Raw genomic sequence first — 22,761 nt, forward strand, 5'->3', positions numbered from 1 at the left:
TGGTGAAACGCCGGTTCTGGCTGCCGGTGGCCCGGCGTTTCGGACGTGAATTCCGCCGGACGGTACGTGCCGTGTGGGGCTGTGCGGCCATCACGCCCGGTGCAGACCTCGGTCGAGGTGAGCACGGATGGCGAGCTCGACCGTCGGCCAGTCGTGCACGACCATCGCGTAGTCGAAGCGGAGGGTGACGAAGCCCCATGCGGCGGCGTGGGCGTCGCGCACGAGATCGCGGTGCCGGTGGTCGGGGCTCGCATGGTTGTCTGCGCCGTCGACCTCGACGATCAAGCGTTCACCGAGCAAGAGGTCGACGCGTCCCACCGACACGACGCCGTGCTGTGTCCTCACCTCGACGCCCCAGCCTCGGAGACGCCATCGGACGAGGGTTTCCAACCCGCTCTCGGCGTCGCTCCGTGCGAACGCGATCGCCTCGCGGCCCGTGTCGTTCGTGTGCGCCGCGAGCCACGACAGCTCAGCCGACCCGATCTTCCTCTGATGGAGTGCGGATTCCAGCGCGACGACGAAGTCTTCGACCCCGCGGCAACGGAGAACTTGCCGCAGGGTCTGAGCCACTGCGGGAACGCCGAAGGTGTCGGCGACGTCGTGGTCCCAATGCGGCACCCATCCGGTCCCACGCCGGTGCCCGCGTGGACTCAGGCCGACGTGCAGCGGCTCCGGCGCGGCCATCGTCCACAGGCCGTGATGTCGCGCGGCGCTGACGCACGCCGGTGGACCGCCGAGCAGGGCGGCGCTCATGACGGGCTCGCACGCATCGGCATCCGCGTATATCCCTCGCCGCAGGCGTACGAGCCTCCCGGCCTGCAGAGCGCTCTCGATCGCGCGACGGGTCATCCCCGCGGCGAACAGCTCGGTGCGGGTGTGTATCGACGAGCCGCTGCACATCGCCCCAGGTTCGCGGAGTCTGCGGCGTCCGCAGTGCGGTTCGGTCCCCATCTGTGGATGCCGTGGTGGATTCGTCATCTGGGGAGGAGTCGCGGCGGCCGTCAGGTGGGGTGGGCCGGGTGCGGGAGTGGGGATCGGGGGACGTACCGCCGGGCGGAGTTTGCGCAGGACGCGCGGGGGCGATCGCCCCTTGAGCGGTGTGTGCTCGTGAATCTCCGCGAGACGGCACACTGGCCGGGGTTGTCCGCCGTGCCGTCGAGCGGAGTCGAAGCCCGACGCGCCGACAGAGGAGGGCGCCGGGTGGTGCGTCGCCGCCGAGCTCCGCGAGACGGCACACTGGCCGGGGTTGTCCGCCGTGCCGTCGAGCGGAGTTCACGCCCGACGCGCCGGCAGAGGAGGGCGCCGGGTGGTGCGTCGCTGCCGAGTTCCGCGAGACGGCACGCTGGCCGGCGTTGTTCGCCGTGCCGCCGGGCGGAGTTCAAGCCCGACGGGCCGGCAGAGGAGGGCGCCGGGCGGCGTGTCGCTGCCGAGTTCCGCGAGACGGCACGCTGGCCGGCGTTGTTCGCCGTGCCGTCGAGCGGAGTTCAAGCCCGACGGGCCGGCAGAGGAGGGCGCCGGGCGGCGTGTTGCCGCCGAACTCCGTCTGACGGCGCGCGGCGCGGGCCTCAGGGCCGACGGGCCGAGGGGCCTACGGGCCTACGGGCCTACGGGCCTACGGGCTCACGGCCCACGGCACCCGGCCCACGGGTTGCACGGCAAAGGTTATGCGCTTAAACTCGACGCGACGTGCAAGCGGCACCCGACGGCGGGTGCCTCGTTCGAGGAGGAACAATGAAGATCACCCGATGGAGCGCGGTGGCCGTGGTCGCCGCGGCCGCGATCGCCCTCACCGGTTGCGGGCGCACCTCCGACACCGGCTCCGGTCCCGCCGAAGCCTCGACGATCGGCGACGCCAAGGCCGAGGGCACGCTCACGATGTGGGCGATGGGTGCCGAGGGCGAGGCGCTTCCGGAGTTCGTGAAGAAGTTCGAGGAGGCCAACCCCGGCGTGACCGTCGACGTCACGCCCGTGCCCTGGGACGCCGCGTACAGCAAGTTCCAGACGGCGATCGCCGGCGGCAACACCCCCGACCTCGCGATGGTCGGCTCGACGTGGATGGCCGATTTCGGCGACGCCCTGCAGACGGTTCCCACCGACCTGTCCACCGACGGGATCTTCCCCGGCGCGCTCGACTCGACCATGATCGATGACCGCGCGACCGGTGTGCCCTGGTACGTCGACACGCGCGTGCTGTACTACCGCACCGACATCGCCGCCCAGGCCGGATGGACCAAGGCCCCGTCGACGTGGGACGACCTCAAGCAGATGGCCGCCGACATGCAGTCCAAGGGGGGCGCCGACTACGGCATCCGCTTCCCCTCCGGCAACGACTCGTTCCAGGGCAACGTGTGGATGCCGTGGTCCAACGGTGCTCAGCTCGAGGACGGGTCGAAATGGACCCTTGACACTCCCGAGACCGCCGAGGCGTTCCAGTACTACCAGAGCTTCTACACCGACGGCATCGCCAACCCGGCCGCCGATCGCTCGGCCGGGGCGCAGGAGGCGGACTTCGTCTCGGGCAAGACCCCGATGCTCATCGACGGCCCCTTCCTCATCGGTCAGCTCGAGACGCTCGGCGGCGCCGGCTTCAGCGACAAGTTCACCACCGCGGTGCTGCCGGCCAAGGAGTCGTCGACGTCGTTCAGCGGTGGCGCCAACCTCGCCGTGTTCGACAACTCGAAGAACGCCGCGAGCGCGTGGAAGCTCGTCCAGTGGCTCACGCAGCCCGACACGCAGGCCGCGTGGTACGACGCCACCGGTGACCTCCCCGCTGTTCAGGATGCCTGGAAGGCCGACGCCCTCGCCTCGTCCAAAACGCTCGCCGCGTTCGGCACGCAGCTCGAGACCGCCAAGTCGGTGCCCGCCGTCACGACCTGGGTGCAGGTCGCCGCGGCCGGCGACGCGATGCTCGAGAAGATCCGTCTCGGCCAGCAGTCCCCGGCCGACGGGTTGAAGGAGCTCCAGGCCACCGCCGACCAGCTGGGTCTGGGCTGAGGCCGTGACGCAGGCAGTCGTGGGCGCGACCGGGACGCGTCGTGCGCCCGGTCGCGCCCGCGCCGGCGGGGCGTCGAGCCGCCGTCGGCGCCAGGGATGGGTCGCGTGGGGCTTCGCCCTGCCGTTCGTCGCGGTCTTCGCGGTCTTCATGGTCGTGCCGATCGTGGGCTCGTTCGCGATGTCGTTCACGGACTTCACGGCCCGCGACATCCGCTCGCCGTTCTCGGTGAACTTCGTGGGACTCCAGCAGTACGCCGGGGTCCTCGGCGACCCAGTCTTCCTGACCTCGCTGGGCGTGACCGCGACGTTCGTCGTCGTCGGCATCCCGGTCACCATGGCGCTCGCGCTGGCCCTGGCCCTCGCGCTGAACGCCAGCAACGGACGCATCGTGTCGGTGCTGCGCGTGGGCTTCTACGCCCCGGTCGTGACGAGCATCGTCGCGGTCGCGGTGGTGTGGCGCTACATCCTGCAGCCCGAGGGCCTGCTCAATTCGGCCCTCGCGATCATCGGCATCCAGGGTCCGGACTGGCTCAACGACACCCGGACCGCTCTGCCCTCGCTCATCGCCATGGCGGTGTGGCGCAACGTCGGAACGCTCATGGTGATCTTCCTCGCGGGGCTTCAGGCCATCCCCACCGACGTGAAGGAGGCCGCCCTCATGGACGGCGCCTCGTCGTGGCGGCGCCTGACCTCGGTGACCCTGCCGCTGCTGCGTCCGACGCTGCTGCTGGGCGCGGTGCTCATCTCGGTCGGGTTCCTGCAGTTCTTCGAGGAGGCCTTCGTGATGACCCAGGGCGGCCCGCTCAACTCCACCCTCTCGGTGGCGTACTACACGTTCAAGCAGTTCGGTTTCGGGCAGTACGGCGCGGCCTCGGCTGCGAGCTACCTGCTGTTCCTCGCGATCGCGTTGCTCAGCCTGGTGCAGTTCCGCGTGCTGCGCTCGAAGGATTGAGGGAGGATGCCATGACACTCACGTCTCCCGCGGCTCCGGCCGCCGCCGCCCAGACCGTCGAGCCGCCGCGCCGGCGCCGGTCGCCCGACCGCATGGCCCCGGGCCGGTTGCTCACCTACATCGTGCTCGTCGTCGGCCTGCTCGTGTGGATCCTGCCCTTCGCCTGGATGCTGCTGGGCTCGGTCAAGACGCAGCGCGAGATCCTCCAGCGTCCGCCGACGTGGTGGCCGCAGCAGTTCACCTGGGACAACTTCGGCGCCTGGTTTGGGCAGCTGAACTTCGGTCAGTTCTTCGGCAACAGCGTCGTCGTGGCCCTGTTCACGGTCCTGGGCAACCTCGTGTTCTGCTCGATGGTCGGCTACGCGCTGGCGAAGATGGACTTCCCCGGCAAGAAGGCGCTGTTCGTCGTCGTGATGGTGACCCTGATGGTCCCCGGCGTGGTCACGTTCGTGCCGCTGTTCGTGATGGTGTCGTCGCTCGGTCTCGTCGACAGCTACGCGGCGCTCATCCTGCCCTTCGTCACGACCCCGCTCGGCGTCTTCCTCATGCGGCAGTTCATGCTCGGCATCCCGGACCCGCTGCTGGAGGCCGCGCGCATCGACGGCGCCGGGGAACTGCGGATCTTCGCCCGGATCGTCATGCCGCTGTGCGGGCCGCCGCTGGCGACCCTCGGCATCCTGACCTTCCTCGCCTCGTGGAACAACTTCCTCTGGCCGCTCGTGGCGGCGCAGACCGAGGCGAAGTACACCCTGCCGGTCGCGCTGTCGCTGTACTCGACGGGCCAGAACGCCACCGACTACGGCCTGTTGCTGGCCGGTTCGGTGCTGGTCATCGCGCCGATCATCCTGCTGTTCGTCTTCTTGCAGCGCTACTTCATCCAGGGCATCGCCTCGACCGGCCTGAAGTGAGGCGCGGGCGGGCCCCTGTCACGGCGGCCCGCCCGGCCCCGTGTCGGCCCGCCCCCCGAGCTCCGCCGCCGGCTCCTGCACCGGCGGCCTCGAAAGGACCCCCATGACCTCCGCCCGCTTTCTCACCGCGCCCGACGGCACGCGCTTTCGCGACCTCAACGGCAACGGTGTGATGGACCCGTATGAGAACCCGACGCTCGGCGTCGACGAGCGCACCGACGACCTCCTCCAGCGCCTCAGCCTCGAAGAGAAGGTCGGTCTGATGTTCCAGACCGTCATCGAGGTCGGTGACGAGGGCGAGCTCCTGGAGACGGCGGGCAAGATCTCGAAGTCGCCCACGACCACGGTCGTGGTGCACAAGAGCATGAACCACTTCAACGTGCACGCGATCCGCACCGCACGCCAGGCGGCGACCTGGAACAACAATCTCCAGGCGCTCGCCGAGACCACACCTCACGGCATCCCGGTCACGATCAGCACCGACCCGCGTCACGCGTTCGTCGAGAACACGGGCGTCGCCTTCTCGGCCGGTCCCTTCTCGCAGTGGCCCGAAGGGCTGGGGCTCGCCGCCCTCGACGACGTCGACACCGTGCGCGAGTTCGCCGAGGTCGCGCGGCGCGAGTACGTCGCCGTCGGCATCCGCGCCGCTCTGCACCCGCAGATCGACCTCGCCACCGAACCGCGCTGGGGTCGACAGGCTCAGACCCTCGGACAGGATGCCGAGCGGGTCACCGCCTTCACCGCGGCGTACCTGCAGGGCTTCCAGGGCGACGAACTCGGACCCGACAGCGTCGCCTGCACGACGAAGCACTTCCCGGGCGGTGGACCCCAGCAGGGCGGTGAGGACGCGCACTTCCCCTACGGGCGCGAGCAGGTGTACCCCGGCGGTATGTTCGACTACCACCTCGCGCCGTTCCGCGAGGCGATTCGCCGCGGCACCGCCGCGATGATGCCGTACTACGGGATGCCGGTCGGCCTCGAGGTCGACGGGGAGCCCATCGAAGAGGTCGGGTTCGGGTACAACCGCCAGATCGTCACGGGCCTGCTGCGCGAACAGCTCGGCTACGACGGCGTCGTGGTGACCGACTGGGAACTCGTCAACGACAACCACGTCGGCGATCAGGTGCTGCCCGCCCGGGCGTGGGGCGTCGAGCACCTCACCGCCGTGGAGCGCATGGAGAAGATCCTGGATGCCGGGAGCGACCAGTTCGGCGGAGAGGAATGCGTCGAGATGCTCGTCGATCTCGTGCGCTCGGGCCGGGTGTCCGAGGAGCGCATCGACGCGTCGGTGCGGCGGTTGCTGCGGGTGAAGTTCCAGCTCGGTCTTTTCGACGACCCGTACGTCGACGTCGACGAGGCCGAGCGGGTCGTGGGCAATGCCGAGTTCCGCGCCCTCGGCGAGCGGGCGCAGGCGCGTTCGCTCACCGTGCTGGTGAACGAGGGGTCGATTCTGCCCCTCCGTCCCGCGAAGAACGTCTACGTCGAGGGCTTCTCGGTCGACGACGTGGCCGAGCTCGGGCGCGTGGTGGCCGACCCGGCCGAGGCCGACCTCGCCCTGGTCCGCATCGGCGCGCCGTTCGAGCCTCGCGACGACCTCTTCCTCGAGGCCTGGTTCCACCAGGGGTCGCTCGAGTTCGCGCCGGGCCTGATCTACCGGTTGAACCAGATCGCGGCATCCTGCCCCCTCGTCATCGTGGTGAACCTCGACCGTCCCGCGATCCTCACACCGTTCGTGGGGCATGCCGCGGCCATCGTCGCCGACTACGGCAGCTCGGCGGCGGCGGTGCTCGATGCGCTCACGGGTCGTGTCGCTCCGCGGGGTCGGTTGCCGATCGAGATCCCCCGGTCGATGGATGCCGTGCGTTCCTCGCGCGAGGATGTACCGTCGGACAGCGGCGACCCCGTCTTCCCCGTGCATCACGGGCTGGAGCTCGAGGGCGTGATGGCGACGGTGTCGCAGAGGGGTTAGGGCCGATCCGATGACGGAGGAGCAGACGACGCGTCGACCGACCGTGTACGACGTCGCGCAGGAGGCGAGAGTCTCGATCGCGTCGGTGTCGTTCGCCTTCCGTCGCCCCGACAAGCTCAGCGACGCGACGCGCCAGCGGGTGCTCGACGCCGCTCGGCGGCTGGGATACGCCCCGAGCGGCGCCGCCCGCGGGCTCGCGCGCGGGCGCACCGGGATCCTCGGTCTGCACGCCTTCGACCTGCTGCTCGAGCGGGCCGACCCGCGGGCGCAACCCCTCAGCGGGATGCAGTCGCCGGCGCTCGACACCGGGGGAGTGATCCCCTGGGACCAGACCGACGACGACGTGCTGTCGGACCCCCGCGCCTTCCCGCTGTACGTCGACGAGGTCCAGCGCGGTTTCGAGCTGGAGTGCTGGGCGCTGGGGCGACCGGTCATGCTCAGCAGCGGATCGGATGCCGATGTCTCGGTCGCCGACACCGTCGGCCGCGTCGATGGACTGGCGATCTTCCCGTCTCCCCAGACCGCCCCGACCCTGGCGCGGCACACACCGAGCATTCCGATCGTGCTCTTCAGCGCCGCCCCGGCCGACGACCCCCACCACCGCGTGCGGGTCGACAATGCGCGAGGGATGCGCGACCTCGTCGCCCACCTCGTCGAGGAGCACGCCGCGACCGACATCGCCTTCGTCGGGCGCCTCGAGGCGACGGATGCCGTGGAGCGTCGAGACGCGATGATCGCGGAGCTCGAGGCCCGCGGCATCCGCCCTCGTCTCGACTCCATCGACGCGACGGTGCGCGGCGAGGACGAGCTCGTGCCGCAGGTGCGCGCGCTCCTCGCCGAGGGGCGGATGCCGCGGGCCTTCGCCTGCGCGACCGATCAGAACGCCTTCACCCTTCTCGACGTCCTGGCGGCGGAGGGGGTGCGGGTGCCGGACGATGTGATCGTGACCGGGTTCGACGGCACGCTCGGATCGCGCCTGACCACCCCGCCGCTGACGACGGTCCGCCAGCCGATGGAGGCAATGGGACGAGCCGCCGCGCGGATCCTCGCCGGAACGGCGGGCTCGCCGCCGGAGGGCGGGGCGTTCGACGTCGTTTTCGAGCCGCAGGTGCTGGTGCGTCGCAGCTGCGGCTGCTGAGGTTCCATCCGTCGTCAACGGGGCGGTGGTGTGCCGTTGGGCGGAGTTCGTGGGTGACAGGCTGGTTCGGGGTGCCGTGGTCGGGCGTGTTGGCCGGGGGTTCCGCGGGACGGTTTGGGGGCGGTGGGGTGTGCCGTCGGGCGGAGTCGACCGGTGACACGCCGGTTCGGGATGCCGTGGTCCGGCGTGTTCGCCGGGGGTTCCGCGGGGCGGTCCGGGGCGGTGGGGTGTGCCGTCGGGCGGAGTTCGACCGGTGACACGCCGGTTCGGGGTGCCGTGGCCGGGCGTGTCGGCGGGGGTTTCCGCGGGACGGTTTGGGGGCGGTGGGGTGTGCCGTTGGGCGGAGTTCGTGGGTGACAGGCCGGTTCGGGGTGTTGTGGCCGGGCGTGTCTGCCGGGGGTTCCGCGGGGCGGTCCGGGGGCGGTGGGGTGTGCCGTCGGGCGGAGTTCGTGGGTGACAGGCCGGTTCGGGATGCCGTGGCTGGGCGTGTTGGCCGGGGGTTCCGCGGGACGGTTTGGGGGCGGTGGGGTGTGCCGTTGGGCGGAGTTCGTGGGTGACACGCCGGTGCGGGATGCCGTGGCCGGGCGTGTCCGCCCGGGACTCCGCGGGACGGTTCGCGACCGTTCGGCTCAGGCCGCGTTCCACCGCAGCCGCGGGGCGCCCAGATCCGCCCGTAACGCCCCGGGATCGGCGACCGGGAACATCGTGATGAGGAGTCCGTCGACCGCGTAGGCCAGAGCCGCGGTGCCCTCGGGCAGCGGGGCGCCGAGCGCGATGCGCGCGGTGCGGCCCTCGGCCTGCTCGGTCAGGGCACCTGGGCGGGCCAGCAACGCCGACGCGGCCGCGGTGGCGCGCGACAGGAGCGTCTGCGCGCCGGCCCACGGGGTGAACGCCCCGGCCTCGAGTCCGCACGCGCGTTCCAAGTCGCTCGTCAACCACCGCTCGCGTTTCAGGCCGTAGGGGGTGGGGGTGGTCGAGAGCAGGTAGCCGTAGACGTGCAGGACCCCGGCGTTGCCGATCGGCCACGTCGCCGCCAGACCCGCACGACGGTGCAGCTCGTCGAACAGGGCGCGGGGGAGCACCGCCGCCCCGACGTTCTCGTCGATCACCGTCGAGTGTCCCCACGCGGCGAAGCGGCCGGCCGCGCGGTCCTCGGCGAGCGCGGCGGAGAGCCAGGGGAGGGAGTCGATTGCGGCGACGGGGTCGGTGACCGCGAGGTCCGCGGCGGCATCGAGGGTGTGCACCGCTCCACGCTAGGGCGGGCGCGGGGGCGCACAGGCACCGTTCATCCATCGTTTACACGATGTGGACATTACGTCCACATATGACATGCATCATGGACGCAACGTCCACGACAGGAGTTCACCCGTGCCCCGCCCCGTCCTCATCTTCGACTTCGACGGCACCGTCGCCCTCGGCGACGGCCCCCTGTTGGCCTACGCCCGCGCGGTCGCCGTGCACACGGCATCCGCCGACGACTTCGTCTCGGCCGTCGCCGCTCAGCTCGCCGCTCCCGCCGACGACGTCATCGACGGCTACGACGCCGTCCGTCGCCTCGCGCTCGAGGCCGACGTCGACGACACCGCTCTCGCCGCGGCGTACACGCGCAGCCGCACTCAGCTCGGCGGGCCCGACGCGCCGGTTTCGGCGGCCCCGGGGCTGGCGGACTTCCTCGCGCGGGTGGATGCCGAGCGCCTCCTCGTCACGAACGCCCCCTCCACCCGCCTCGACGAGGCGCTCTCCGCGATGGGCCTGGACGCACTGTTCGACCGCATCGTCACCGACGCCGCCAAGCCCGCAGGGCTCGAGGCCCTGCTCGACGATCTCGGCGACGGTGTCCCGGTGCTCACGGTCGGTGATGTGTGGCGCAACGACCTCGCGCCCGCCCACGCCCGCGGCCTCGATACCGCCCTGGTCGGCGGGTACCTCGATCCATCCGCCACTCCGACCTTCCGAGCCGACACCCTCGACGAGCTGCTTCCCGCGCTCGCCGCGTGGGTCGAGGCCGCCTCCGTCGACGCTCCCCCCGCCGCACACCTGTCGTCCCACGCCTGAATCCCACCCGAACCGCAGAGGAATCATGAACACTCGTCGCACCCGTCTCGCCGCGGCCTTCGCCACCGCCGCCCTCGCCTCGATCGCCCTGGCCGGCTGTTCCGGCACCGCGGGCGCCGCCTCCGGTCCCGCCGCCGACCCGAGCTCGCTCGTGCTCGCGCTCGTCCCGTCGCAGGACCAGGCGAACCTCGTCGACACCGCGAAGCCCCTCACCGACATGCTCACCGAGAAGCTCGGCATCCCGGTCACCGGAGTCGTCTCGAAGGACTACCAGGCCGCCGTCGAGGCGATGGGCGCCGGTCAGGCGCAGATCGGGTTCCTGCCCTCGCTGCAGCTGTGGCAGGCGAACGACCGCTACGGCGCCTCGGTCGTGCTGCAGACCGAACGCAACGGCAACATCACCTACCCGGGCCAGTTCATGACGAACAACCCTGACAAGTACTGCGAGACCCCGATCGTCGAGCGCGACGGCATGTCGTTCTGCAACGGTGCCGACGCCCTGCACGGCCCCGCGGGTCTGGACAGCATCTCGAAGATCGCCGGTGCGAAGGTCGCCGTCCTCGGGCCCGGCTCGCCCGCGGGCTACATCTACCCGATGCTCGCGCTCAAGGAGGCCGGCGTCGACATCGACAGCGGCTTCCAAAAGGTTCCCGTCACGGCCAACGACGCCTCGGTGCTCGCGGTCTACAACGGCGACGCCGAGGTCGGCTTCAGCTTCTGGGACGCCCGCACCCTGGTGAAGAAGGACAAGTCGGACGTGGGCCAGAAGGTCGTCGTCTTCGGCCTGACCAACGAGATCCCCAACGACGGTGTGGCCGTGTCGAAGGACCTCTCGCCCGAGCTGCAGCAGAAGATCTCGACGGCGCTCGCCGACTACTCCGCGACCGACGAGGGCTCCGCCGCCCTCAAGGCTGTGTACTCGATCACCAAGCTCGCCCCGGCCGACCCCTCGTCGCTCGACGTGGTCGCTCGCGCCGCCCAGCAGCTCGGACTCCAGTGACGACCGGATCGCTCACCCCGGGCGTCGAGGCTCTGGCCTCGGCGCCCTGGGGCATCCGTCTCGACGGCGTCTCGGTGCGATATCCCAACGGCACGGTGGGGCTCAAGGATGTCTCTCTCGAGATCGCTCCCGGCGAGCTGATCGCCGTGGTCGGGCTCTCGGGTTCGGGCAAGTCCACGCTGATCCGCACGATCAACGGGCTCGTACCCGCGACCTCGGGCGTGGTCGAGGTCGGCGGTCGACGTGTCGACGGCGCTTCGGGGCGCCGGCTGCGCGAGCTCCGCGGGCATATCGGCATGGTGTTCCAGAGCTTCAACCTCGCCGGGCGCACCACGGTGCTCAACAACGTGCTGGTGGGTCGCCTCGCGCACACCCCCCTGTGGCGCACGCTGTTCGGGGCGTATCGCGAGGACGACCGCCGCTTGGCGTTCGAGGCCCTCGACCGCGTGGGACTGCTGCCCAAGGTCTGGGACCGCGCGTCGGCCCTCTCCGGTGGGCAACAGCAGCGCGTGGCCATCGCCCGCGCGCTGACGCAGCAGCCGCGGATCGTCCTCGCCGACGAACCCGTCGCGAGCCTCGACCCTCCCACGGCCCGCGGCGTCATGGACGACCTGCGTCGCATCAACGAAGACCTCGGCATCACGGTGCTCGTGAACCTGCACCTTCTCGACCTCGCCCGCGAGTACGGCACGCGAATGATCGGCATGCGCGCCGGCGAAGTCGTCTACGACGGCCCCGCGGCATCCGCCACCGACGCCGACTTCGCGCAGATCTACGGCCGCTCGGTGACCGCAGCCGACAGGCTCGAGCGATGACGGTCCTCACCGTCCCCCCTCGTCCGAAGGGGAGATGGATGCCGTGGACCGCCGCGGCGGTCGTCGTCGCGGTGACCGTCTTCATGTGCCTGCCGGGGGTCGGGGTGGGTCTCGACGTCGCCGCCATCGCGCGCAACTGGCAGCAGGGCGCGCTCCGGATCGGCGAACTGCTGACCCCGGACTGGTCGTTCTTCCCGCGCACCGTCGGTCCGATCCTCGAGACGCTGCAGATGGCCGTGATCGGCACGGCGGTGGGGGCGGCGATCTCTCTGCCGGTGAGCTTCTGGGCTGCCCGGCCGACGAACCCCTTCACGCCGACGCGGGCGGTGGTGCGCGGCATCCTGAACGTCATCCGCGCCGTGCCCGAGCTCGTGTACGCGGCGGTGCTCGTCGCGATGGTCGGGGTGGGGGCTCTTCCCGGCATCCTGGCGCTCGTGCTGTTCAACGTCGGCATCATCGTCAAGCTCGTCTCGGAGTCCATCGACGCGACCGACCTCGGCCCCCTCGAGGCGGGGCGGGCCGCGGGGGCGACGCAGACGCAGATCAACCGCGCGATCGCCCTCGCCGACACCTGGCCCGCGTTCGTGTCGCAGACGCTCTACGTGTTCGAGCTGAACGTGCGCGCCTCGACCGTGCTGGGCCTGGTCGGCGCGGGCGGTATCGGTCTGCTCATCGACGCCGTCCGCACGTTCTACCGCTACGACCAGCTGTCGCTCGTCATCGTCGAGATCCTCGTGATCGTCGTCGTGCTCGACACCGTCAGCGACGCGATCCGCCGGAGGCTCGTATGACCGCCCTCGCCCCTGCACGCCCCGCGGCGCGTCTCGTGCCGCCCCGCCGGCGGCGCCCCCTGCGCACCCTGTCGTGGGTCGTCGTGAGCGTCATCGTGATCGGCGCGTTCTGGTCCGCCGACATCGCGTGGTCGCGGCTGGGCGAGCTGCCCGCCGAGGTCGCGCGCTACCTCGGGCTGATGTTCGCCTCGCCGAACTGGGCGAAGCTCCCCGAGGCGCTCTGGCAGACCTGGCGCAGTGTCGAGATGGCGTGGATCGGTACGGTCCTCGGCATCCTGATCGCCACCCCCCTCTCGCTCGTGTCCGCCCGTGGGTTCGGACCCGCGCCTCTCCGGGCTGGGCTGCGCTTCGTCTTCTCGCTCGTGCGGGCCGTGCCCGAGCTCGTGTTCGCGATCATCATCCTCTCGGTGACCGGCCTGACCCCCCTCACCGGGGCTCTCGCGCTCGCGATCAGCGGAGTCGGAACCCTCGGCAAGTGGGGCTACGAGGCCGTCGAGAACGTCGCACCCGGGCCCATCGAAGCGGCCCGCGCGGCCGGCGGCTCGACCGCCCAGGTTCTGCGCTGGGGCGTGTGGCCGCAGGCCTCGCCGACGTTCCTGTCGTTCTGGCTGTACCGCTTCGAGATCAACGTGCGCGCCTCGGCCGTGCTCGGTCTGATCGGGGTCGGTGGGATCGGCGACATGCTCACCTCGTACACCCAGTACCGTGAGTGGTCGACGGTCGGGATGCTCCTGATCGTCGTGGTGATCGTCACCGTCGCCATCGACGCGGTCTCGGGCCGCATCCGCCGCCGCATCATGGAGGGTCCGCGTGTCCGCTGAGGTCCCCGTGACCGCCCGCATCGCGGCCGTCCGCAACTCGCTGCAGCCGAGCGAGCGCCGCGTCGCCGACCTCATCGTCGACGATCCGGATGCCGTCATCGAACTCACCGCGCAGCAGATCGCCGACCGTGTCGGGGTGGGTCGATCCACCGTCGTGCGTGCCTGCCAGACCTTCGGCTACCGCGGCTACCCGCAGTTGCGCGTGGCGCTCGCCGCGGAACGCGGACGCCGCGCGGTGCCCCCGGTCGCCGAGGACGGCGCGCTCGGCGGCATCCGTTCGGCGATCGATCGCATCGCCGACGACCTCCGCACCGCCACGAGCCTGCTGGACGCCGACGGGGTCGACGCCGCGGTGGATGCGGTGGTGGGCGCTCGACGCCTGCTCGTCGTGGCGAGTGGGCTGTCTGCTCCGGTCGCCACCGATCTCGCGATGCGCCTGACCGCCGTGGGGCGCCCGGCCGAGACGCTCGGCGACCCGATCGGCCAGCAGATCGCGGCTCGCCACCTCTCGACCGACGACGTCTGCGTCGTGATCAGCGGTTCGGGCGCCAACGAGGCGAGCCTGCGGGCCGCGTCGGCGGCGCGCGCGGCCGGGGCGCGCGTGATCGCGCTGACCTCGTTCGTCGCGTCCCCCTTGACCGAGCGCGCCGACCTGTCGCTCGTGCTCGCCTCGGGCGGGACGTTCCGCGACGAGCTCGAGCACACCTCGCGCATCGCCCACGCGGTCTTCGCCGAGGCGTTCGTCGACGCCGTCGCTCGCGCGCGGGCGGGCGATGCCGACCTCGCTCGCGAGCGCGTGCTCGAGATCCTCTCGGACAACCTCGGCGACGCCGGCTGAGGCTCGGGCGCCGCGGCATCCTGTTCCGCCGTGGGCTTTCCGTGCCGTCGCGCGGAGACCGCGGTCGACACGCCGATTCGGGATGCCGGCTCCCGGCGTGTCGGGCACGGACTCCGCCCGACGGCTCGGGCCCGACACCGCTACTGCGCGAGCCGCAGCGCCGTCCAGACCTCCGCCCGGACGGCGAACGACGACAGGTCGCGGCCGAGTACGCGCTCGGCCTGCGCGATGCGCGCGCGGACGGTATGGCGATGGATGCCGAGGGCGTGGGCCGTCGCCTCGTGCGAGCAGTCGTGGGCGAGCCATGCGTCCAGGGTCTCGAGCAGCGCGGAGCCCTGTGCCTCGTCGTGCGTGCGCAGGGGAGTCAGGGCGCCCGCCGCGACGCTGCGCGCGGCCTCGGAGTCGAGGGCGGCGAGCAGCCCCGCCCGTGCCGTGTCGGCGAAGTCGGCGACCCCGGGGGTCGAGAGGCGCTCACGCGCCGTGCGCGCCTGCGCGAGGGCGCTCGAGAACGCGTCGTATCCGGTGGGGGCGGAGCACCCCACGACGATCTCGAAGCGGTCGGCGATCTCATCGAGCAGAGCTCGTCCCGCGGTGGGCACGACGATGACGAGTCCGTCGTCTCCGCGGCCGAAGAACACCTCGCCGCGTCCCTCCTGGGTCCGCGTTTCGAGCCACTCGCCGAGGGCGGCGGAACGCGAGGCCGCGGTCGGGGTCAGCGCGACGAGCACCGGGGCCGAGGGGAGGGGGCCGAACAGATCGCGCGACGCGCGACGCGCCAGGGTCGGATCGTCGGTGCCGAGCGACTGCACGAGTCCCGCGCGGAAGGTGCCGATCGCGCGGCCCAGTCCGTCCTGCTGCTCGAGGGCGAGGGCAGCCATCGCCACGACGGCCGTGACGACGCTTCGCGCCTCGTGGTCGAGATCGTCGGCGGCGATCACGAGGGCTCCGCGCAGGTGCCCGCCCCGGCCGAGGGTCTGCACGCTCACCGGGGTGTCGGCGACCCGGAGGGCGGAGGCCGCTCGCGTGCCGCGGCGCAGCATCGTGGTCACCTCGGCCGTCACGGCCTCGATCACCGGGGCGGCGAGGGATCCGGCGGGGTGGGCGGTGCGCAGGGCCCCCGCGGCGTCGAAGAGTGCGACCCAGCAGCCGAGTTGCCGCGAGAGCTCCGCCAGCGTGGCGGTGAGCCCGTCGGGGCGGAGGGCGGCGAGCGAGACGGCGCGCTGGGCGGCGAGCGACCAACTGCGCCGGGCGTAGGCGTCGGCGGCGATGGCTTCGGCTCCGGCTCGGGCGACGGCGATGAAGGGGGTGCGGTAGGGCACCTCGAACAACGGCATGCCCGCGGACAGGCACGCCGTCGCCAGCCCCGCCGGGATGCCGTCGCGCACCACCTCGGTGCCGAACCCCAGAGCCCGTACACCGCGGGCGAGCAGGCGGCCCACGTACGCCGGGTAATCGGCCGTGTCGACGAACTGCGTCCCCGTCGTCAGCAACACGAGACCCTCGCTGAGGAACGGCGTCGGATCGATGAGATCGCTGGAGTGCACCCACCGCACCGGGCGGTCGATGCTCCCGGGTGCGAGCTCGTCCTCACCGGTGACGAGGCGCAACCGCAGATCGCGTCGAGAGAGAAGGGCCCGCAGGCTCGGCGGGGCGGCGGCGGTGTCGACCATGGCGGCTCCTGTACGACTCGTATACGGCGCTGCCTGCGACTGTACATGGAGGAGAGTGCGGGCTCTGTCGCGGCGTCCGTAGCATCGCGCCATGAGCCTCGACACCCTCCCCCTCGTCGGCGGTCCGTCCCTCGCCCAGGAGCGCCGCCTCGTCACCGCCATCCCCGGCCCCCGCTCGCAGCAGCTGCTGGACCGCAAGGCCGCCGCCGTGGCATCCGGTGTCGGTCACACCGTCCCGATCCAGGCCGTCGCCGCGGGTGGGGGAGTCGTCGTCGACGTCGACGGCAACTCGCTCATCGACCTCGGCTCGGGCATCGCCGTCACCAGCGTCGGCAATGCCCACCCGGCCGTGGTCAAGGCCGTGCAGGAGCAGGTCGCGGCCTTCACCCACACGTGCTTCATGATCTCGCCGTACGAGTCCTACGTCGCCGTCGCCGAGGCCCTCAACCGCCTCACCCCCGGCGACCACGAGAAGAAGAGCGCCCTGTTCAACTCGGGAGCCGAAGCGGTCGAGAACGCGGTGAAGATCGCCCGCAAGTTCACCGGTCGCCAGGCCGTCGTGGCCTTCGATCACGCCTATCACGGCCGCACCAACCTGACGATGGCGCTGACGGCCAAGAACATGCCGTACAAGAGCGGCTTCGGCCCCTTCGCGGCCGAGGTGTACCGCGCACCCCTGTCGTACCCCTTCCGCGACGGGCTCTCCGGCCCCGAGGCCGCGGCCAAGGCCATCTCGCTGATCGAGAAGCAGGTCGGCGCCGACAACCTCGCCGCCGTCATCATCGAGCCCATCCAGGGCGAGGGCGGCTTCATCGTCCCCGCCGACGGGTTCCTCAACGCGATCGTGGACTGGTGCCGCGACAACGGCGTCGTCTTCATCGCCGACGAGGTGCAGTCGGGTTTCGCGCGCACCGGCGCGATGTTCGCCAGCGAGCTGTTCGGCATCGTCCCCGACCTCGTCACCACCGCCAAGGGCATCGCCGCGGGCCTCCCGCTCGCGGCCGTCACCGGTCGCGCCGACATCATGGATGCCACCCACACGGGCGGACTGGGAGGCACCTACGGCGGTAACCCGATCGCGTGCGCCGCGGCTCTGGCATCCATCGACGCTTTCGAGAACGAGGGGCTCATCGAGCGCGCTCAGCAGATCGGCGAACTCCTGAAGGGGCGCCTGCACGAGCTGCAGCAGAACGACCCGCGCATCGGCGACGTGCGTGGACACGGCGCGATGATCGCCGCCGAGTTCGTCGACCCCGTCACGGGCGCACCCGACGCCGCCCTCACCGCGGCCGTGGCGAAGGCCGCGATCGCCGAGGGCGTCATCGTGCTCACCTGCGGCACCTACGGCAATGTGATCCGTTTCCTCCCGCCGCTGTCGATCGGCGACGACCTGCTCGACGAGGGCCTCGACGTCGTCGCGGCCGCCCTCGCGCGCAACTGACGAACGCCCCGACGGCGGCGTCGACGCGAACGCCGCCGTCGGGGCCACACCTCCGACTCCGCACGACAAGTAAGGACGTTTTCATGGACGAGATCACCCGAGACGTGGTCGTCATCGGAGCCGGCGCCGCCGGTCTCACCGCCGCCAACGATCTTCGCAAGGCCGGACTCTCGGTCACCGTGCTCGAGGCGCGCGACCGCGTCGGCGGGCGTCTGTGGACCGACGTGGTCGACGGAGCGATGCTCGAACTGGGCGGCCAGTGGGTCTCGCCCGACCAGCAGGCGCTCATCGACACCGTCGCCGACCTGGGACTGTCGACCTACAGCCGCTACCGCGAGGGCGACAGCGTCTACGTCGGCCCCGACGGTCGGGCCAAGCGCTTCACCGGCGAGATGTTCCCCGTCGCGCCCGAGACCGAGAAGGCCATCGACGAGGTGACCGCGCTCCTCGATGAGATGGTGGCCGAGATCGACCCGGACCGGCCGTGGGATCACCCCCGGGCCGCCGAGTGGGACCGGATCTCGTGGGACGCGTGGCTGCGCGAGCAGACCGACGACGACGAGGCCGTCCGCAACCTGGCGTTCGCAACGGGCTCCGCGATGCTCACCAAGCCCACGCACACCTTCTCGCTGCTGCAGTCGCTGCACATGGCGGCATCCGCGGGCTCCTACTCGAACCTCGTCGACGCTGACTTCATCCTCGACAAGCGCGTCGTCGGCGGCCTCCAGCAGGTGCCCGAGCTGCTGGCCGAGCGCCTCGGCGACGACGTGCTGCTGAACCAGCCGGTGCGCCGCGTCATCTGGGGCGACGTCGCCGCGACGGCGGAGCGCCCCGCCGACTCGGCGACGGGACAGCGGGTCGACGACCTGCGCGCGTTGACCGCTCGCGTCGAGGCCGCGAAGACCTCTTCTTCTGGGGTCACGGTGATCGCGGACGGCGTCACCGTCCGTGCCCGCTTCGCGATCCTGGCGCTGGCGCCCGTGCTGTACTCGCGCATCTCGTTCGAGCCCCCGCTGCCGCGCCTGCAGCACCAGATGCACCAGCACCTCTCGATGGGCTTCGTCATCAAGGTCCACGCCGTGTACGAGACCCCGTTCTGGCGCGAGGACGGCCTGTCGGGCACCGCCTTCAGCCCGTACGAACTGGCACACGAGGCCTACGACAACACCAACCACGGTGACGAGCGCGGAACCCTCGTGGGCTTCGTCTCGGACCACAACGCCGACGATCTGTTCCGCCTCAGCCCCGAGGAGCGCAAGGAGCGCATCCTCGACTCGCTCTCGCGCTACTACGGTCCCCGGGCGAAGGACCCCGTCGTCTACTACGAGAGCGACTGGGGCACCGAGGAATGGACCCGCGGCGCGTACGCCGCGAGCTTCGACATGGGCGGCCTGCACCGCTACGGCGCCGAGCTGCGCGAGAGCGTCGGACCCCTCCACCTCGCGTGCAGCGACATGGCCGGGGCCGGCTTCCAGCACGTCGACGGAGCGATCCGTCAGGGCCACCGTGCGGCCGACGAGATCCTCGATCGGACGCGCGGATGAGCGCCCGCCGCGTGGTGGTCGGCTACACCGCGACCGACGCCGGTGCCGACGCCCTCGCGCTCGGCGCGCGGCTGGGTGCCGCACTCGACGCCCCGGTGCACGCGGTCGTCGTGCTGCCGTCGGCGGAGAACAACGTCTCCATCCCGACGGATGCCGGGTACGAGCGCCTCGTGCAGGACACCGCCCGCGGCTGGCTGCGCGAGGCCGTGGCGCCCTATCCCGGCATCCGGGGCCACGTCCGCATCGCCCAGGCGGTGTCGGACGGACTCGTCGCGGCGGCCGAGGAATTCGATGCCGAAGTCATCGTCGTCGGCACCGGCGGGGGAGGACCCCGCGGCCGTCACCGCCTCGGCACGACCGCCGAAGAGCTCGTCCACTCGGCGCCCGTCCCCGTCGCCCTCGCCCCCGAGGGCGCGCGCAAGGTCGACCCGTCCGTCGGGCTGCCGCGTATCACCGCCGCGATCGGCACGCGACCCGGAGCCGACGTCCTGCTCGACACCGCGGCATCCCTCTCCCGCCGGGCGAAGGCGCCCCTGCGGCTCCTCTCTCTCGCGGGCGTCGACCTGCCCGCTCGCGTCGACGCGTCGCTGACGCGGCTCACCGGCCAGGCGCACGCAGAGAGTGTGCTCGAGTCCGTTCGCTCGGCCCTTCCCGCCGAGATCGAGACCGAGGCCGTCGTCGGCGCGGGCTCCGACATCGAAGACGCCGTCTCGCGCATCGACTGGCAGCCCGGCGAAGTGGCCCTCGTGGGCTCGAGCCGGCTCGCGCAGCCCCGCCGCCTGTTCCTCGGTTCCACCGCGGGGCGCATCCTCCGCGCCCTTCCCGTCCCCATGATCGTCGTGCCGCGCACCTCGGAGGCCTCCTCATGACCAGTTCTCCCAGCGGCGCGAGCCCGGCGCCCGACAGCGCCGTCACCACCGGCATCTCGAACAAGGGTCTCCGGGTCGGCTCGATCGGCATGATCGGCGCCGTCGTCATCGGGATCTCGACCATCGCCCCCGCCTACACGCTGACCGGTGCCCTCGGCCCGACCGTCTCGGCCGTCGGCTTCCAGGTGCCGGCGATCATCCTCGTCGGCTTCATCCCCATGCTTCTCGTCGCGCTCGGCTACCGCGAACTGAACTCGAAGATGCCGGATGCCGGCACCTCCTTCACCTGGGCAGCCCGCGCCTTCGGGCCGTGGGTCGGGTGGATGGCGGGCTGGGGCCTGATCGCCGCCACCGTCATCGTGCTGTCGAACCTCGCCGGTATCGCGGTGGACTTCCTGTTCCTGCTGATCGCGCAGGTCACCGGCAACGCCGAGATCGCCGAGCTGACCCGGGTCGTCCCGATCAACGTCGCGGTCTGCCTGATCTTCATGCTGCTGGCCACGATCGTGTCGTATCGCGACCTGCAGACCACCCAGCGCCTGCAGTACGGCCTGGTCGGGTTCCAGATCCTCGTGCTGCTGGTCTTCGCGGCCGCAGCCGTCGTCGAGATGCTCAACGGGAACGCTTTCGATGCGAGCCCCGTCCAGGCGTCGTGGTTCAACCCCTTCGAGGTCCCGTCCTTCAGCGCCTTCGCCGCCGGGCTCTCCCTGTCGATCTTCATCTTCTGGGGGTGGGACGTCATCCTCACGATGAACGAGGAGACGAAGGACCCCGACAAGACACCGGGTCGCGCCGCCACCGTGACGGTGTTCCTCATCGTCGCCCTGTACCTGCTGATCGCCGTCGCCCTGCTGATGTTCGCGGGCAACGGCACGGGGGAGTTGGGCCTCGGCAACGAGGACATCCAGGAGAACGTCTTCTTCCACCTGTCGGGCCCGATCCTCGGACCCCTCGCGTTCCTGGTCTCGCTCGCGGTGCTCACCAGCTCGGCATCCTCGCTGCAGGCGACCTTCGTCGGCCCCGCCCGCACGCTCCTGGCGATGGCCCACTACGACGCCCTGCCGAAGAAGTTCGCGAAGGTCAGCCCGCGCTTCTTCACCCCGGGCTACGCCACCATCGTCTCGGCGGTCGTCGCCTCCGTGTTCTACGCGGTCATGCGCGTGCTGAGCGAGAACGTGCTCACCGACACCATCACGGCCCTCGGCGCGATGATCTGCTTCTACTACGGTCTGACCGCGTTCGCGTGCGTCTGGTACTTCCGAAAGCAGTGGTTCGACTCGGTGCGCAACGTCTTCCTGACGCTGCTCGCCCCCCTCGTCGGCGGGCTGATCCTCGCGGTGCTGTTCGTCACCACCCTCATCGACAGCGCGAGCCCCGACTACGGCTCGGGCTCCGAGATCGGCGGTGTCGGCCTCGTGTTCGTGATCACCGTGGTGATCATCGTGGTCGGAATCGTGCTCATGATCGCCCAGCGCATCGCGAGCCCCGGCTTCTTCCGGGGTGAGACCCTGGGTCGAGAAGCCCCCGCCAGCGCCCGCCGCCGCATCAGGTCCTGACAACGAAACGAAAAGGAGCACCATGAGCGACTACGCCGTCGTCAATCCCGCCACCGGTGAGACCCTCGCCGAGTACGACACGTTGAGCGATGCCGGGGTCGATGCCGCCATCGCCTCCGCGCACGACGGGTACCGCGTCTGGTCGCGCACCGCTCCGGCCGAGCGCGCCGAGGGCCTGCGTCGCGTCGCTCAGCTGCACCGTGATCGGCGTGACGATCTCGCCGCGATCATCGTGCGCGAGATGGGCAAGCCGCTCGAGGCGGCGCTCGGCGAGGTCGACTTCGCCGCCGACATCACCGAGTACTACGCCGACAACATCCACAAGATCACCGGTGACAGCCCGCTGGACATCCTGGGCGAAGGATCCGCCGTGATCCGCCGCTCGCCGCTGGGCGTGCTGCTCGGCATCATGCCGTGGAACTTCCCGTACTACCAGGTCGCCCGTTTCGCGGCTCCGAACCTGGCTGTCGGCAACACGATCCTGCTCAAGCACGCACCCCAGTGCCCCGAGTCGGCCGAGGCCCTGCAGGCGATCTACCGCGACGCGGGCCTGCCCGAGGGCGCTTACGTGAACATCCGCGCCACCAACGAGCAGGCGGCGACCATCATCGCCGACCGTCGTGTGCAGGGCGTTTCGGTCACCGGGTCCGAGCGTGCGGGTGCCGCCGTGGCCGAGATCGCCGGTCGCAACCTCAAGAAGGTCGCGCTCGAACTCGGCGGGTCCGACCCGTTCATCCTCCTCTCCACGGATGACCTGGATGCCGCGGTCCAGGCGGCCGTCGATGCGCGCCTCGACAACAACGGGCAGTCGTGCAACGGCGCCAAGCGCTTCATCGTGATCGACGAGCTGTACGACGCCTTCCTCGAGAAGTTCACGGCGGCGCTGGGCGAAGCCAAGGTCGGCGACCCCTTCGCCGACGACACAGTGCTCGGGCCCCTGTCGTCGCTGGCCGCGGCCGAGCGCCTCGACGAGCAGGTCCAGCGCGCCCTCGCCCAGGGCGCGACCGTCGAGGTCGGCGGAACCCGCGACGGAGCGTTCTACCCGGGCACCGTGCTCACGGGAGTGACGCGCGAGATGGACGCCTACGGTGAGGAGTTCTTCGGCCCCGTCGGCACCGTCTATCGCGTCTCGAGCGAAGACGAGGCCGTCGACCTCGCGAACGACACCGGTTACGGTCTCGGCTCGTACGTCTTCACCACGGATGCCGAGCAGGCTCAGCGCATCGCCGATCGCATCGAGGCCGGCATGGTCTACGTCAACGTCGTGCTCGCCGACTCGCCCGAGCTGCCCTTCGGCGGCGTCAAGCGCAGTGGCACGTCGCGCGAGATGGGGCTGCTCGCGGCCGACGAGTTCGTGAACAAGAAGCTCATCCGCACGGCCTGAGGGGCTTTACGACGAC

At 71.0% G+C, this 22,761-nt stretch carries 19 protein-coding genes; 16 read left to right on the top strand and 3 right to left on the bottom strand.

What is annotated here, in order from left to right:
* Positions 1 to 90: 90 nt before the first annotated feature.
* The gene (locus AB6V29_RS05135; RefSeq protein ID WP_369357367.1) at positions 91 to 900 is read right to left on the bottom strand and encodes a type IV toxin-antitoxin system AbiEi family antitoxin domain-containing protein; all 810 of its coding nucleotides are present in this window, start codon (positions 898 to 900) and stop codon (positions 91 to 93) included.
* Positions 901 to 1,731: 831 nt separating this feature from the next.
* On the opposite strand from AB6V29_RS05135, the gene AB6V29_RS05140 reads away from it, so the two are divergent.
* The 5 genes from AB6V29_RS05140 to AB6V29_RS05160 all read left to right on the top strand — a co-directional run bounded on the left by AB6V29_RS05140 (position 1,732) and on the right by AB6V29_RS05160 (position 7,961).
* Positions 1,732 to 2,994: an extracellular solute-binding protein gene (locus AB6V29_RS05140; protein WP_210073284.1), complete on the top strand. Its 1,263-nt coding sequence runs from the start codon at positions 1,732 to 1,734 to the stop codon at positions 2,992 to 2,994.
* A 19-nt stretch (positions 2,995 to 3,013) separates the two neighbouring features.
* Positions 3,014 to 3,946, top strand: a complete 933-nt coding sequence (locus AB6V29_RS05145; protein WP_267789346.1) for a carbohydrate ABC transporter permease — start codon at positions 3,014 to 3,016, stop codon at positions 3,944 to 3,946.
* An 11-nt stretch (positions 3,947 to 3,957) separates the two neighbouring features.
* A complete protein-coding gene (locus AB6V29_RS05150; RefSeq protein WP_210073288.1) occupies positions 3,958 to 4,854 on the top strand; it encodes a carbohydrate ABC transporter permease in 897 nt (298 codons plus the stop codon).
* A gap of 103 nt (positions 4,855 to 4,957) precedes the next feature.
* Positions 4,958 to 6,823: a glycoside hydrolase family 3 protein gene (locus AB6V29_RS05155; RefSeq protein ID WP_369357370.1), complete on the top strand. Its 1,866-nt coding sequence runs from the start codon at positions 4,958 to 4,960 to the stop codon at positions 6,821 to 6,823.
* Between the two features lie 10 nt (positions 6,824 to 6,833).
* Positions 6,834 to 7,961: a LacI family DNA-binding transcriptional regulator gene (locus AB6V29_RS05160; RefSeq protein WP_307312998.1), complete on the top strand. Its 1,128-nt coding sequence runs from the start codon at positions 6,834 to 6,836 to the stop codon at positions 7,959 to 7,961.
* Between the two features lie 629 nt (positions 7,962 to 8,590).
* On the opposite strand, the gene AB6V29_RS05165 is transcribed toward AB6V29_RS05160, so the two are convergent.
* Complete coding sequence (locus AB6V29_RS05165) at positions 8,591 to 9,205, bottom strand: amino acid deaminase (RefSeq protein WP_369357372.1); 615 nt, start codon at positions 9,203 to 9,205, stop codon at positions 8,591 to 8,593.
* 124 nt (positions 9,206 to 9,329) lie between these two features.
* On the opposite strand from AB6V29_RS05165, the gene AB6V29_RS05170 reads away from it, so the two are divergent.
* Genes AB6V29_RS05170 through AB6V29_RS05195 form a run of 6 tightly spaced genes read left to right on the top strand, consistent with a single transcriptional unit; the run spans position 9,330 to position 14,281 of the window.
* On the top strand, positions 9,330 to 10,016 hold the full coding sequence (locus tag AB6V29_RS05170) for an HAD family hydrolase (protein ID WP_369357374.1): 687 nt from the start codon (positions 9,330 to 9,332) through the stop codon (positions 10,014 to 10,016).
* 25 nt (positions 10,017 to 10,041) lie between these two features.
* Positions 10,042 to 11,016: a phosphate/phosphite/phosphonate ABC transporter substrate-binding protein gene (locus AB6V29_RS05175; RefSeq protein WP_267787916.1), complete on the top strand. Its 975-nt coding sequence runs from the start codon at positions 10,042 to 10,044 to the stop codon at positions 11,014 to 11,016.
* Positions 11,013 to 11,831 (top strand): phosphonate ABC transporter ATP-binding protein, encoded by an 819-nt coding sequence (gene phnC, locus AB6V29_RS05180; protein ID WP_210073300.1) that lies wholly within the window; start codon positions 11,013 to 11,015, stop codon positions 11,829 to 11,831. Before AB6V29_RS05175 ends, phnC begins: the two co-directional genes overlap by 4 nt.
* 38 nt (positions 11,832 to 11,869) lie before the next feature.
* The gene (phnE, locus tag AB6V29_RS05185) at positions 11,870 to 12,622 is read left to right on the top strand and encodes a phosphonate ABC transporter, permease protein PhnE (protein WP_369357376.1); all 753 of its coding nucleotides are present in this window, start codon (positions 11,870 to 11,872) and stop codon (positions 12,620 to 12,622) included.
* Positions 12,619 to 13,443 (top strand): phosphonate ABC transporter, permease protein PhnE, encoded by an 825-nt coding sequence (phnE, locus tag AB6V29_RS05190; RefSeq protein WP_369357377.1) that lies wholly within the window; start codon positions 12,619 to 12,621, stop codon positions 13,441 to 13,443. Before phnE (AB6V29_RS05185) ends, phnE (AB6V29_RS05190) begins: the two co-directional genes overlap by 4 nt.
* Positions 13,433 to 14,281: a MurR/RpiR family transcriptional regulator gene (locus AB6V29_RS05195; protein ID WP_210073306.1), complete on the top strand. Its 849-nt coding sequence runs from the start codon at positions 13,433 to 13,435 to the stop codon at positions 14,279 to 14,281. The genes phnE (AB6V29_RS05190) and AB6V29_RS05195 overlap by 11 nt, the downstream gene beginning before the upstream one ends.
* A 140-nt stretch (positions 14,282 to 14,421) precedes the next feature.
* On the opposite strand, the gene AB6V29_RS05200 is transcribed toward AB6V29_RS05195, so the two are convergent.
* Complete coding sequence (locus AB6V29_RS05200) at positions 14,422 to 15,951, bottom strand: PucR family transcriptional regulator (RefSeq protein ID WP_369357379.1); 1,530 nt, start codon at positions 15,949 to 15,951, stop codon at positions 14,422 to 14,424.
* 91 nt (positions 15,952 to 16,042) lie between these two features.
* Here AB6V29_RS05200 and gabT point away from each other — a divergent pair, with 91 nt between their 5' ends.
* The 5 genes from gabT (at position 16,043) to AB6V29_RS05225 (ending at position 22,745) form a co-directional block, all read left to right on the top strand.
* Entirely contained in the window at positions 16,043 to 17,392 is a 1,350-nt protein-coding gene (gabT, locus tag AB6V29_RS05205) for a 4-aminobutyrate--2-oxoglutarate transaminase (protein ID WP_267787909.1), read from the top strand.
* An 83-nt stretch (positions 17,393 to 17,475) separates the two neighbouring features.
* Positions 17,476 to 18,936 (top strand): NAD(P)/FAD-dependent oxidoreductase, encoded by a 1,461-nt coding sequence (locus AB6V29_RS05210; protein WP_267787907.1) that lies wholly within the window; start codon positions 17,476 to 17,478, stop codon positions 18,934 to 18,936.
* The gene (locus tag AB6V29_RS05215; RefSeq protein ID WP_369357381.1) at positions 18,933 to 19,805 is read left to right on the top strand and encodes a universal stress protein; all 873 of its coding nucleotides are present in this window, start codon (positions 18,933 to 18,935) and stop codon (positions 19,803 to 19,805) included. The genes AB6V29_RS05210 and AB6V29_RS05215 overlap by 4 nt, the downstream gene beginning before the upstream one ends.
* Entirely contained in the window at positions 19,802 to 21,361 is a 1,560-nt protein-coding gene (locus tag AB6V29_RS05220; protein ID WP_307312993.1) for an APC family permease, read from the top strand. The genes AB6V29_RS05215 and AB6V29_RS05220 overlap by 4 nt, the downstream gene beginning before the upstream one ends.
* Before the next feature lie 22 nt (positions 21,362 to 21,383).
* Positions 21,384 to 22,745 (top strand): NAD-dependent succinate-semialdehyde dehydrogenase, encoded by a 1,362-nt coding sequence (locus AB6V29_RS05225; protein WP_369357383.1) that lies wholly within the window; start codon positions 21,384 to 21,386, stop codon positions 22,743 to 22,745.
* Positions 22,746 to 22,761 lie beyond the last annotated feature (16 nt).

This window comes from Microbacterium sp. 20-116, assembly GCF_041079415.1.
Taxonomy (GTDB): domain Bacteria; phylum Actinomycetota; class Actinomycetes; order Actinomycetales; family Microbacteriaceae; genus Microbacterium.